The organism is Paenibacillus sp. EZ-K15, assembly GCF_002573715.1.
GTDB lineage: Bacteria > Bacillota > Bacilli > Paenibacillales > Paenibacillaceae > Paenibacillus_AQ.
This window is the reverse complement of the sequence record NZ_PDHM01000028.1, coordinates 118,007-131,331: the sequence shown is the minus strand read 5'-3', so window position 1 is coordinate 131,331 and position 13,325 is coordinate 118,007. Positions and strand designations below refer to the sequence as shown.

11 protein-coding genes are annotated in these 13,325 nt (G+C 50.3%); 4 read left to right on the top strand and 7 right to left on the bottom strand.

Features of this window, described 5'->3' with window-relative positions:
- The first annotated feature begins 99 nt into the window (after positions 1–99).
- Both fumC and CRG97_RS30905 read left to right on the top strand, forming a co-directional pair.
- Positions 100–1,488 (top strand): class II fumarate hydratase, encoded by a 1,389-nt coding sequence (gene fumC, locus CRG97_RS30910; RefSeq protein ID WP_098749315.1) that lies wholly within the window; start codon positions 100–102, stop codon positions 1,486–1,488.
- Positions 1,489–1,772: 284 nt separating this feature from the next.
- A complete protein-coding gene (locus CRG97_RS30905) occupies positions 1,773–2,807 on the top strand; it encodes a hypothetical protein (RefSeq protein WP_098749314.1) in 1,035 nt (344 codons plus the stop codon).
- Positions 2,808–2,917: 110 nt separating this feature from the next.
- Here CRG97_RS30905 and CRG97_RS30900 read toward each other — a convergent pair whose 3' ends face one another.
- The 7 genes from CRG97_RS30900 to CRG97_RS30870 form a co-directional block, all read right to left on the bottom strand.
- Positions 2,918–3,472, bottom strand: coding sequence for a hypothetical protein (locus tag CRG97_RS30900; protein ID WP_237566626.1), 555 nt, complete (start codon positions 3,470–3,472; stop codon positions 2,918–2,920).
- 132 nt (positions 3,473–3,604) lie between these two features.
- Positions 3,605–5,194 (bottom strand): PTS sugar transporter, encoded by a 1,590-nt coding sequence (locus tag CRG97_RS30895; protein WP_098749313.1) that lies wholly within the window; start codon positions 5,192–5,194, stop codon positions 3,605–3,607.
- A 152-nt stretch (positions 5,195–5,346) separates the two neighbouring features.
- Entirely contained in the window at positions 5,347–6,699 is a 1,353-nt protein-coding gene (locus CRG97_RS30890) for a hemolysin family protein (protein ID WP_098749312.1), read from the bottom strand.
- Positions 6,700–6,755: 56 nt separating this feature from the next.
- Positions 6,756–7,091 (bottom strand): hypothetical protein, encoded by a 336-nt coding sequence (locus CRG97_RS30885; RefSeq protein WP_098749311.1) that lies wholly within the window; start codon positions 7,089–7,091, stop codon positions 6,756–6,758.
- Between the two features lie 294 nt (positions 7,092–7,385).
- Complete coding sequence (locus tag CRG97_RS30880) at positions 7,386–9,245, bottom strand: LTA synthase family protein (RefSeq protein ID WP_098749310.1); 1,860 nt, start codon at positions 9,243–9,245, stop codon at positions 7,386–7,388.
- A 270-nt stretch (positions 9,246–9,515) separates the two neighbouring features.
- The gene (locus tag CRG97_RS30875) at positions 9,516–10,205 is read right to left on the bottom strand and encodes a CidB/LrgB family autolysis modulator (protein ID WP_098749309.1); all 690 of its coding nucleotides are present in this window, start codon (positions 10,203–10,205) and stop codon (positions 9,516–9,518) included.
- On the bottom strand, positions 10,202–10,573 hold the full coding sequence (locus CRG97_RS30870) for a CidA/LrgA family protein (protein WP_098749308.1): 372 nt from the start codon (positions 10,571–10,573) through the stop codon (positions 10,202–10,204). Before CRG97_RS30870 ends, CRG97_RS30875 begins: the two co-directional genes overlap by 4 nt.
- A 126-nt stretch (positions 10,574–10,699) precedes the next feature.
- Here CRG97_RS30870 and cidR point away from each other — a divergent pair, with 126 nt between their 5' ends.
- Positions 10,700–11,590 carry a cidABC operon transcriptional activator CidR gene (gene cidR, locus CRG97_RS30865; RefSeq protein ID WP_098749307.1) on the top strand — a complete coding sequence of 297 codons (891 nt, stop codon included), beginning with the start codon at positions 10,700–10,702 and terminating at the stop codon, positions 11,588–11,590.
- Between the two features lie 107 nt (positions 11,591–11,697).
- Complete coding sequence (locus CRG97_RS30860; protein WP_098749306.1) at positions 11,698–13,320, top strand: catalase; 1,623 nt, start codon at positions 11,698–11,700, stop codon at positions 13,318–13,320.
- Positions 13,321–13,325 lie beyond the last annotated feature (5 nt).

Genomic DNA, 13,325 nt, shown 5'->3' with positions numbered 1-13,325 from the left:
TTCATCCCGTCTGTTTTTTTCTTGGGCAAGTCTATGTCATAATAGGGGAGATGGAATATTAAGCGCTTAAATTCAAGGAAGCCAAAGGAGGAAGTTGGGATGGATTATCGTATTGAGAAGGATACCCTGGGTGAGGTTAAAGTGCCTGCGGATAAGCTATGGGCAGCGCAGACACAGCGCAGTTCCGAGAATTTCCGGATTGGAACCGAAACGATGCCGAAGGAAATCATTCGGGCATTTGCGATATTGAAGAAGAGCGCGGCCATTGTGAATGGCAAGCTTGGTAAGCTGGATGCAGACAAAGTGGATGCGATTACGACCGCCGCCGACGAGATTGTGGCCGGCAAGTGGGATGAGCACTTTCCGCTGGTGGTTTGGCAGACCGGCAGCGGCACACAGTCCAATATGAACGTGAACGAAGTCATTGCGAACCGTGCGAATCAACTGCTTGAGCAAAAAGACAGCGCCCTGCGCGTTCATCCCAACGACGACGTTAACAAATCCCAAAGCTCTAACGATACGTTTCCGACAGCGATGCACATGGCTGCGGTCGTGGCCGTGGAAGATCATGTGCTGCCCGCACTGCGCCGCTTGAAGAAAACGCTGGAGAAGAAAAGCGATGAATATAAGGATCTGATCAAAATCGGCCGCACGCATCTTCAGGATGCAACACCGCTGACCCTCGGACAGGAAATCAGCGGCTGGCATCGGATGCTGGAGAAGTGTGAATTGATGCTGGCTTCCGCCGTAGAACCGCTGCGTGAGCTGGCTATTGGCGGTACTGCCGTCGGTACCGGTATTAACGCGCATCCTAAATTTGGAGAAATGGCGGCTGCCGAAATCAGCATGCAGATCGGAAAAAGCTACACGTCCGCTAGCAACAAGTTCCATTCGCTGACCAGCCATGACGAGATTGTATTTGCCCATGGGGCGCTAAAGGCGCTGGCTGCTGATCTGATGAAAATCGCCAACGACGTTCGCTGGCTGGCAAGCGGTCCCCGTTCCGGGATTGGCGAGATCTCGATCCCTGCCAACGAACCGGGCAGCTCCATCATGCCGGGGAAAGTGAACCCAACCCAGAGCGAGGCACTGACGATGGTAGTCTGCCAAGTGATGGGCAACGATGCCACGATCGGTTTTGCAGCAAGCCAGGGTAATTTTGAGCTAAACGTCTTCAAACCGGTCATCATCTATAACTTCCTGCAGTCCGTACGCCTGCTGTCGGATGCCATGGATTCGTTCGACCAGAATTGCGCGGTCGGCATCGAAGCCAACCTTGACGTTCTCCTTGCGAACATGGAGCGGTCACTGATGCTGGTGACGGCGCTGAACCCGCATATCGGATATGAGAATGCCGCGGCCATCGCAAAAAAAGCGCATAAAGAAGGGACAACGCTTCGTGAAGCGGCTCTGGCAAGCGGACTGCTCCGCGGAGAGGATTTTGACCGGATCGTTCGTCCGGAAGAAATGATCCATCCGAAGGAGTAGGGTCCAAGGTTTAGAGCTTGATCGGAAAACAGGCCTCGGTTGAACCCCCAGCCCATTTCACTACGGTGAAGTGGGTTTTGGTTTTTAGATTATAGAATGATCAAATTTTAGCGAACTGAACCATATTTGATGATTGCAAGGCAACCTTTTTCTTATTACGTGGCCTTCTGTGAGAGCATATCGATCGAAATTTTTCTTTTTCCAAGCTCTACAGCGGTTATAATAGGGTGTGTCAGGATCTGACCATGATTCACAAACCATTTGCATGAAGGACGGATGATAACTTGAAGAAACATCAATGGATTGCCACGCTGCTCTCTCTGATCTGCACTGGGCTCGGGATGTTTTATATCGGGACGCCGGGCATGATTATAGGCGGAACGCTGCTTATAGCGCTTCAGGGAGCGGCTTTGTTTATTTTTTTCATGACATTAGGATTTTTGGGCCTGATTCTGGGTCCGCTCGCCATTGGGATTCATATTATAGGTCTGATTATACCGGTTATTTACTTCAACTACCGATCACCCAAGAAACCGATGTTCGATGAGAAGCGGAGGCGCCAACTCTCCTCTCCGTGGAAAATCGTTGTGCGGACGGTGATCGGACTTGCCCTGTTCGCCGGGTCCATACACGCGGGGTATACTTGGGGATCTGCTCCGTTCATAAAGACGGCCGCCGAGAAACGAGAGGTCCAGGAAGCGACAGAGTCCTATTTGGAACAGAAGTACAACGAACCCTTTAAAGTAACGGACGTGAACTATACCTGGGCCATCGGCACATACAATCTGAGAGCCCATCCGGTACAGTCACCTGAGCTGGAATTCACGATTAGCAGCAATGATGCCAGCCCTCCTGTCATATCGGAAGATACATATTTGAATTTGCTTTGGGGACAACAGCTTAGAGACCAGCTGAAACCTCTGTTGGCTGAGCTTTATCCGGACCAGGCGTTTGCGGATGCTTATGTCAACTTGGATTTCGACACGGTTGAGCGTGATTATAACCAACTCGCAAATGCCGACGGAAATGTCAGTCAGAATATCAGTTTAATCGTGTTCGCGGATTTGACGGCAGACAATCTGGCGCAAGAGAAGGAACGGGTGCTGGAGCTGATTCGGCGGCTGCCATCGGTGACGGTACAGGGGGAGACGGACCTTCACATTGAATATTATGGGGCGGATTTGAAGACGCCGGACCGTGTGAAGAAGATCGAGCAGGATTTTGATATGAATGGGAAAGAGAGCACCCATAGTTTCAGAGAGTTTGATATTTCGAAAATCACGTCCGCGGATGACATAGAGATCAGAGAACTGGAATGAAGAATTTGAAGGCTGGATTGCCTCTATTCGATTAAAAGCCAGGCAGAGTTTGTGACTCTGCCTGGCTTTTTTTAAGTAGTATTCGTTAGGGGAGTAGATAAATGGGAGCTTTAGCGCTTGGACAGATGAATGCTGCGCCCTTTCTGGGTTTGCGTCACGGTCAGCTTCAGATTTAAGGCTGTGGCCATGTCTCGGACAGGTACGTAGAGGGTTTTCTTTATGAAGAGGGGTCCTTCGTACTTACGTTCATCGAGCTTGCAATGGTCCGATTCTTCAGGGCATAGCTTGGCTGGCTTGTAAATGTCGATATCGTTCACGCTCATCTCTTGCGTTGCCCGCCGAACGATCGTATATCCCCACTTGTCGTTGCCCCATATCGATACCGCGGGACTGTTCGCAGCCTTTAAGTCATATTGATGAAAGTTGTCCAACTCCTCCTTCAACGTATAGGAAATCTCATACCCCATTGCATCGGCTAAGGACTTGAGCGGAACGTACGCTTTGCCTTTGTGAACAAGAACGTTCGTAATGGGCGTGCCTGCCGCCATCACGGAATAGTCTTCGGCATCGTTAGCGGCTGCTTGTTCGCTGTTCCAGATTAGCGAAGCGGCTAGCAGGACACTTGTCAGCGCGAACAGCGATAGGCTTCTGAATTTCACGATCATGATAACCTCCTTCCGTTTTTCGATTGGGATAGGCATCTAACTTAGGAGCCTATCTATTATATAAACTCTTTTTGAGACTAAATGGTTAGCTAAAATCTTGCATATTGGAATTGACCATGTACTACAAACTCACTACATACTCATAGTGTTCTTCGCATCCCGATAACCGGACAGTTTGTTTACGAAGAACGTAATAAGGAATGAGCAGAGCATGCTGGCTGCCATAGAGATCAGGAAGCCAATGGTGTTATTCGATGTGATGGGACCGATGAAGGAAGGCACGTAGGCAGTTCCCCGAACGCCGAATAAACCGACGAGCATGCCACCAAGACCTGCGGAAGCAATTGCCCCAGCAAACACAAGTTTGTTCGAAAACATGAAGGGATAGGCAGCTTCAACGAAAGTGCCAAAACCCATATTGATGGCAAACCCGGGAGCCGCTACGGCCGCTTCTCCCTTATCCCGTGGGGCGATAATGTTGGCCAGCGTGATTCCTGCGGACACCATCACCAGACCGACCATATCGACCGCGCCGAGGAAGCTGTTGCTTGTCGTCTCCATCTCCAGCAGTACAATCGGCAGGATGGCCGCATGATAGACGCCGCCAATGATCGCGGGCCAGATCAGCAGGCCAGCAATCAACCCGGCTATGGCCGGGCTCCAGGAGACAAGGGTTTCGATCAGGAAGCGGATGCCTTGCCCTGCACTCAGCGCAATCGGCGCAATGAGGAAGTAAACCAGCAACCCGGCAATCAGACCCGATATACCGCCTGCAACAATGTTGACCGTGGTTGCAGGGAAACGCCATTCCACGCATTGACGGAATATGTAATGGACGATGATACCTGCGCCAATTCCGCCAATGATGCCTCCGATAATGCCCCCTTCGACGGAAAGGACACCTGCCACGATGCCTGCCACGATGGATACCTCGTCCAGTTCGGATACCTGTTTGGCTGCAATGACAGCGACGATGACCGGCAGCGCCTTGATCAATAGATCAAACACCTCGGTCAGCGAGGATAACCCCGGGATCTTGCTGACCGCGAGGATCAGGGCCATGCCGATGAAACCGGGGAGGGATGCCATCATAATGCCGCGAATATTGATGCGCCGCCATGGCGACGAGCTCCCGGAAGCCCCGTGAAGGTTCGCGGTTGCATTTCCGATGACCGGCCGGTACGTAAGACGCCAATGCTTGCTGAGGGAAGTGACAAAGGTGACCGCACGGGTTCGATTGGTGGTTCCGGTTGTACCCGAGGCGGCGATGACATGCGCGCCTTTGGTTTGTATGATGGCCATGGAAGTTCCGCCAGTACCGGTCACTGGCAGACGGAACTTGGCAGCAGCCTCAATGGCGTGCCGGTTGCTGCCCTCAGGGTCGGCACTCATAACGATGATGCCGTCGATTTCGCCGAGTTCAATCTGCTCGGCAATCTCCCGGTCCAGCCGTTCAGCCGCTTGATTGACCTGCTGAAGCGTACCCTCGGCGATAACGACCGGCTCTCCTTGAGAGATGCTCCAGCTGTAAAGAGTGGCAGGCGTTGTATCCTTGGCTGCATCCATGGAGACCTGGGCAGCAATAAACTGCAGTGCCCCACAGGATAGGCCTGCGCTCTCCAGCTGCATCAATATTTCATCCAGCAGCTTGAGCGGGTCTTTGCCGCCGAGATTGTACAGATTGCCGCCGCTGCTTCCAATGATAGCGATTTGACGATTCATGACTTGCTGCCCCCCATATGTATGAAATTAGATTATTTCTATATTACAGCAGAGTTATAACTTGTTAAAGTGCTAAAATATCATTCCCGCATACAAAAAAACCGCCATGCATAACCCGGTAATGGCTGCATGGCGGCTTGGCTATCTATTATCTATTCGTTGTTTTCGCTTGCAGCCGCGACGGCAGCTGCTTCTTCCGCTGCTGTTTCCGCTGTTTCTTTAACGATTTGCAGCTTCGTGTAGCGGTGAGTCTTCTTCTCGATGACGGTAAACTTCAGGTCACCGTAACTCCATGCATCACCTTTGGCAAGCTCGGAGTTATGACCGTACAGCCAGCCGCCGATCGTATCGAGGTCATCGGTACTCAGGTCGGTGTGAAGCAGGTCGTTGATCCGGTTAATGGATACCTTGCCGTCGGCAATAATGCGGTTCGGCTCAGGCTGAGTCAGCTCGCGTTCTTCATCCTCGTCGAATTCGTCGCGAATCTCGCCGACGATCTCCTCCAGAATATCTTCAATGGTGATCATCCCGGAGGTACCGCCATATTCATCGATCAGGATGGCCATATGCGTGCCTTCCTGCTGCATTTTCCGCAGCAGCTTCTTGATCGGAATCGCTTCGGATACCGTCATTGCCGGATGAATCAGCTTGGTCAAGTCGATGTTGGAATTGTCATCGAACTCCAGGAAGAACTGCTTGGTGTTCACCATGCCGACGATCTGGTCCTTGTCACCGCGTACAACCGGAAAACGGGTGTACTGCTCGCGCTTGATGATTTGCAGATTGGCGGCAAGCGGCTTATCCACATACAGGCAGATCATATCGGTACGGGGTACCATAATCTCCTTGGCAAGCATATCATCAAAAGCAAAAATTCGGCTTACATAACCGTATTCGGCTTGGTTGATCTTTCCGCTCTCATAGCTGTCGCTCAGAATCATGCGGAGTTCTTCTTCCGAGTGAGCTTCTTCGTGCTCACTGGCGGGATGCATGCCGAACAGACGAACGATCTTGTTGGCGGATCCGTTCAGCAACCAGATGAACGGGTACATGATCCGGTTAAACCAGATAATAGGTGTCGCACAGATGAACGACACGGCTTCCGCTTTATTAATAGCAATCGTCTTCGGCGCAAGTTCACCGATAACGACGTGAATATAAGTCATGATAATAAATGCAAGCAAAAATGAGATTAGCGATGCGATAGCAGCAGGAATGGAAAAGCTATCAAACACCGGGTGAAGAATTTTCTCGATGGTCGGTTCCCCGAGCCAACCAAGACCGAGTGCCGTGATGGTAATTCCCAGCTGACACGCAGACAGGTACCCATCCAGATTCGAAGTTACCTTTTTGACGGCAAGCGCGCCTTTACGCCCTTCCATTACCAATTGGTCTACCCGGCTGGGACGAAGTCTTATGATAGCAAATTCCGTCATAACGAAAAAAGCGGTAGCTGCGATAAGCACAGCGACTAAGAATAAATTTAAGCCTATACTGTCATCCAAACAAAACACATCCTTTTTTATCTGATCCGAATTAGTTTTTTAATAACCATCACTTACTATGCATGGCTGTCAACATAATTCGACCGGAATTTTAAAGGGTCTAGCATCATGTGCTTGAGGAGCAGAAACATATCGGTATCCGTGGTACGGGATGTAACGTTATGCAAGGAAAGCAGATACACATGGCGTTTTGACTCCAGCATCAACCGAACAGGTTCCGGACTCTTGGGTACCGGCGTTGGCGATGGAAGAGTTCCTTCAGACGCTTCCAATCCCTGCGTAGCGGCAGCGGAATCGGTGATGTCCACCAGGGGAACATGCGTAACGGAAGCAATCAGAAGAAGGCCAAGTGTTGAACATATAATTCTGTTTGTCCTTCGTATGGGGTCCAAGTCGGATCGTCACTCCTACAATTCATAATCGATTTGTTCATGAAAAATATATGGCTTAATGGTCAGCGTATGAGTATGAGTCATTTAAGTTGTTGTACGTAATTTCACCACGAATGCGGTATTCAAAACAAGGTATATTGCTATTAATCATAAGAAAAAGTAAGCCACTATGTCAAATAACCGTTGCCTGCGGCTGTATAAACCCTTATATATCAAGGATTTCCGGCATTCTCTGCCAAGCAAAAAAGGACAACCCTCCGATTATCCGAAAGAGTTGTCCTATTAAGCAACGAACTATTTATGGTATGGCAGCTGTCTGATATAGCTGTCCGACAGATGGAGCAGCTGCAGCGAGCGTTCGAATTCTTCTTTGGTAGCTTGGGTCTTCTTCTCGTCCGAGTTCGGAAGCGGATGCTTGGTTCCATCCTCAAAGCCGATTCCCGGAATGTACAGGGTCGTATTGTTGATAAATGTACCGGAAGGAAGGTAGTACCGTTCCGGCAGCAAGTTATTATCAGTGTTGTTTAACAGATCCTGACCGAAATGAAGCTGATTGTCCATCGATACGCCGAGCAGGTTGGCCACCGTCGGCAGGAGGTCGATCTGCCCTCCGATTTGCTCCTTCACTTCCGGCTTAAGGCCTTCTCCATGGATCATAAGCGGGATATTGATCATATCTCCGGAGTTATAATCACGGCCGTAAATTTCATGCATCAGTTCTTTATCCTTGTTGTCCAAGGAATATATAGGAAGTCCAAGGTGGTCGCCGTAGAGAACAACCAGGCTGTTATCCCACACGCCGTCTTTCTTCAGCTGCTCAATGAACTTACCAAGCGCATCATCGGCGTAATTCTGCGAGCGGATGTAGTCGCCGACAAAGGTGCCTTCATATCGCTCCGGCAGCGTCATCCGATATTTATCTTCGGGAATCGTGAACGGATGGTGAGCCGACATGGAGATGACTTGGGTATAGAACGGTTTATCGGCATCGTCCATCTTCTTCAGCTCGGCCGATGTTTTGGAATACAGGGCATCATCCGAGGCACCGAAGAACAGTTTATCTTCATCACCGAAGAACGCTTTATCGTAATAACGGTTGAACCCGAGGGCCTTGTACAGCTCTCCGCGGTTCCAGAATTCCACCACATTGGTGTGGAAAGTGGCTGTATCATAACCTTCCCCTTGCAGCAACCTCGGCAGGCTGGGTAGAACCCTGTCCGCATAATGCTGCGTTGCCGCTCCCCGCGGCGGAATGTAGAAGGACGTATTCACCACAAACTCGGCATCCGAGGTATTTCCTTGACCGACATTCTGGTAGAAGTTCGGGAAGTATAAGCTCTCTTTAGCGAGTTTGTTCAAGTTTGGCGTAATTTCCTTGCCATCAATGTTCAAACCGATCAGGAAATTCTGGAAGGACTCCATCTGGATGATGATCAGGTTCTTCCCTTTGGCTGCACCCGAGAGCACAGCTTCCTGATCAGACGCCCCGATACCCTTCAATTCGTTGACTTTATCCTGCGTGATGGCCTTGGCATCCACGAGCTCTTTGTTCTCCTGTTGGAAAATCGTATAGGCCTCATAATTAAGAATGCCCATCTCCTGCGCCTTCACGATTTCGTTCATGCTTGCGCGGTTCGGCATAATCTGGAATAGGCACAGCATTAAAGAGACGACAAAAACAATAGGAATGATTTTGCGCTTTTCTTTCTTGGCATGCCGAATCTTCCATTTTTTAACGCGATCACTGCGCCATAATAGAAAAAACATACCGATGATATCCGTAAAGATCAACAGATAGTAAGGGTCCATCAAGGAGAATACGCTATTGCTTACCGCGGTTACCTGGTTGACCTGCTCCAGCGCGTGATACGTAACAATGACACCGTAATATTTATAATACATAATGGCTGCAAAGAATATGGCGGTTAGCAATAAGTTAACGCTCATATAGGCAGCGAGCTTTCGCTTGGAAGCGAACCATTCGATTAAGCTGAACACAAGCCAAATAAAAGGGATTTCCGTAATGAGCGGTTTCCATGGCATAACATCATCAAAAATGACCATCCAGGCCAGGTAACTTTTGAGCAGCATAATGACAGAGAAAAATATAAAAGGCTTCGTAATCGTTAACCGAAACCGCGAGGTGGAGAACACCTGTATCGCCTTCCTTCCAATGCCGCCGTAACCCTATTTCCGAAAACTCCAGCGGCCATTCGTTATTTAAGAATCGATAGACGTTATTCTTACTGTTGATATACATTCTGTATACCATTTATTTTACAAAATGAATGAACAGAACTAATTATGACCTCTTCGGAGGAGGTTGTCAAAGAGTTAAAGTAAGTCCATAAGCTTCTTATAACAACACAAAAAAGACAACGAAAAAACCGGCCATCGCCGGTTTTGTCAGGGGCTTAGCAAATATTAATAAAGAAAAGACATGATCAGCGGTGCGGTTCCGAGGGTGAAGAGAGCAGCGACGATCATCGAAATGCTGGAGATCGTTCCCGAAAGGGAGCTGAATTCGAATGCCTTGGAGGTGCCGGTTCCATGGGCGCTGGTCCCAAACAGCACACCACGTGCAATATCGCCCCGAATCCGGAAGATTCGCATGACCGCGGGCCCGATCATGGAGCCTAGAATCCCGGTCATAATAACGAAGACGGCGGTCATGTTCGGCACGCCCCCAATGACCTCGGAGACGTTCATGGCAATGGGCGTTGTGATGGAGCGCGGGACGAGACTGGTGGCCAGCGAGCTGTTCAGGTGCATCCATTTAGCAAGAACTGCAGAGGATAACATGGCCAGTACCGATCCGGTCAGCACGCTGAGCATAATTTCGGCCGCATGCTTTTTAAGAGTCTGGAAGTTTTTGTACAAAGGCACGGCAAAAGCGATTGTAGCCGGTCCAAGCAGCTTGCTGATCCACTGCGCTCCTTCATTGTATGATTCATAGGATACCCCTGTTTGTGTCAATATCACAACAATCAGTACCGGGGTGATCAGGAGCGGCGATAAATAGACCTTTGGCAGGCGGCGATAAAGTCTTTTGGCTCCCCCATAAATCCCGACCGTCAACAATAAACCGAGAATGACCGTCAGCAGGATGTTCATGATGTTTTACGATCCTTTCTGGATGAGATGAAGCCGGCAGTCAGTCCAGAGCTGACCATCACAATGACGGTGCTGAACAAAACCACGGCCAGAATCTGGAGTCCTTCGGCCTCCAGCATTGGGAAATATTTCATGATGCCGACCGCTGCAGGGATGAAGAACAGCAGCAATTCGGCGAGCAGCCAATTGGCGCCAAGCTCAATCCACTCCAGGCGGAGGACTTTGGTTTCGAGAAGTATAAACAACACAACGATTCCGAGAATGCTGCCTGGAATCCCTATATTCAGCCAAGCGGCCAGTTGATCCATCCCTAAGGAAAGAAGCATGAAACCGGCCACTTGGAGTGTTCCTTTCAACATGTTGATCATGACCGGACTCCTTTATTTTCATTGTTAATGAAATTTTACAACGATAATTTTCATAGGTAAAATGCATATATCGAATGAGATGCATTCCATTTATCTATACATAGAAGAAACCGGAGGGAATATCGGATGGATATACGGCACCTGGAGTATTTTCTTGAGGTAGCGAGGAACCAAAGCTTCACCAAGGCCGCCGAGAAGCTGTATATTACGCAGCCAACGATCAGCAAAACGATTCGCAACATGGAGGACGAGTGGGGCGTAACCTTGTTCTACCGGCAGGGCAAGCGGATTGAGCTGACGGATGCGGGTCATATCATGTATCAGCAGGCGCAGCAGATGGTGGATTCCTTTCAGCGGGTATCGGCCGAGCTGGAGGATCTCATGAACCTGAAGCGCGGCCATCTTCGGATCGGGCTTCCACCTATGGTAGGCTCAAGCTTTTTCCCTGAGGTGATCGGGCAGTTCCACCGGGAATATCCGAAGATTACTATTCAGCTGATTGAGGATGGCGCCAAGAAGGTCGAAGCGGATGTGGAAAGCGGTCAGACCGATATCGGAGTCGCGGTGCTGCCGGTCAATGAGGATGTATTCCACTATTATTCCTTTGTGAAAGAGAAGCTGAATCTGCTACTCCACCCGTCCCACCGGCTGGCAGGCAGAGATCATGTACACCTGAATGAGCTAGCCGACGAGGCATTTGTGTTGTTTCGAGAGGATTTTACGCTGCATGACCGGATCATCCGCGAATGCGTCAGCGCGGGCTTCGAACCAAGGGTGGTCTATGAAAGCTCGCAGTGGGATCTCATCAGCGGCATGGTGGCCGCCAATCTGGGCATTGCACTGCTGCCAGAGACGATCTGTAAGGAAATCGATTCTTCGCGCGTGACGATACTGCCGCTGGACAACCCGTCCATTCCCTGGCAGCTCGGAATGATCTGGAGGAAGGACCGGTATCTGTCCTTTGCCGTCAGGGAATGGATCAGCTTTACCCGCGCTCTATTGGGTGAGCAGGATTAAGTTTGTTTCAAATTAAGGGGCATTTCATACATTTTCACGCCTTGGACATAATATCCATAATAAGAGAACCATTTTACAAGCCTTATATCCAAGGAGGAATGACATTCGTGAGTGGCCAGGAACATGATGGTAATAATGGAACGAACCCAGGTCGGGAAGGCTTTGCCCAGAACCGCGGCGAGACGGAGCGGGAGGATACGCTGACTAATCGTCAGGGACATCCTATTTCGGATAATCAGAATGTGAGAACGGTAGGGAATCGGGGTCCGATGACCCTGGAGAATTATCATTATCTGGAGAAGATCACGCACTTTGACCGGGAACGCATTCCGGAGCGCGTCGTGCATGCACGGGGTGCTGGAGCTCACGGTTACTTCGAAGCATACGGGAAAGTAGGCGATGAGCCTGTTTCGAAGTATACCCGGGCCAAGCTGTTTCAGGTTGAAGGCAAGCGTACACCGGTGTTTGTCCGGTTCTCAACCGTTATCCACGGTTCCGGCTCACCTGAAACGCTTCGGGATCCGCGCGGGTTTGCCGTGAAATTCTACACCGAAGAAGGCAACTGGGATTTGGTTGGCAATAACCTGAAAATATTTTTTATCCGCGATCCGCTCAAGTTTCCGGACATGGTTCATGCGTTCAAGCCGGATCCAGTATCCAACGTTCCGGGTCCAGTCGGCATGTTCGACTTTGTATCCCGTTCCCCGGAAGCGACGCATATGATCACGTTTGTCTTCTCCCCATGGGGCATTCCGGCTAACTACCGCCAAATGCAGGGCTCAGGTGTGAATACATACAAATGGGTCAATGCAGATGGCCATAGTGTGCTGATCAAATACCATTGGGAGCCGCTCAAGCAAGGCATTAAGAACCTCACGCAGGAAGAAGCAAACAAGATCCAGGCCATGAATGACAGCCACGCAACACAGGATTTATATGAGGCCATTGAACGCGGGGATTATCCGGAATGGGAGCTATGCGTTCAGATTATGAGCGATGATGAACATCCGGAGCTGGAATTTGATCCGCTTGATGCAACCAAGCTGTGGCCGGCAGATCAATTCCCCTTCCTGAAGGTGGGCAAAATGGTGCTGAACCGCAATCCGGAGAACTACTATAACGAAGTGGAGCAAGCGGCCTTCGGCACGGGCGTGCTGGTGGATGGACTCGATTTCTCGGACGACAAGATGCTCCAAGGTCGCACATTTTCTTACTCGGATACCCAGCGGCATCGGGTGGGCACCAACTACCTGCAGCTGCCAATCAATGCGCCGAAGAAGCGGGTCGCTACCAACCAGCGCGGCGGGCAGATGTCTTATTACGTGGATAAGGCACCAGGGCAAAGCCCGCATGTGGATTACGAGCCTTCCATGACCGACGGTTTAGTGGAAGCCTCGCAGACCGCAAAACCGCATCAGCCCCATTATGATGCCAACCTCGTCCGGCAGAAGCTGGACCGTCCGCTGGACTTCAAGCAGGCCGGGGATACGTACAGAGCCTTTGAGGATTGGGAGCGAAACGACTTGATTAGCAATCTGGTGGGTGCGCTCATCCAATGTGATATCCGGATTCAAGACAAGATGGTGGAATATTTTACGAATGCGGATGAGGAATATGGACGCCGCGTACGGGAAGGACTCGAGCAGGCCAGAAAGGGCTCGAACGAGCCCGACCGGGAGCAGGCGGTTGAGGATGCTAACCGCATGGGCCATGAGGCGGACCCTTACTAAAATCT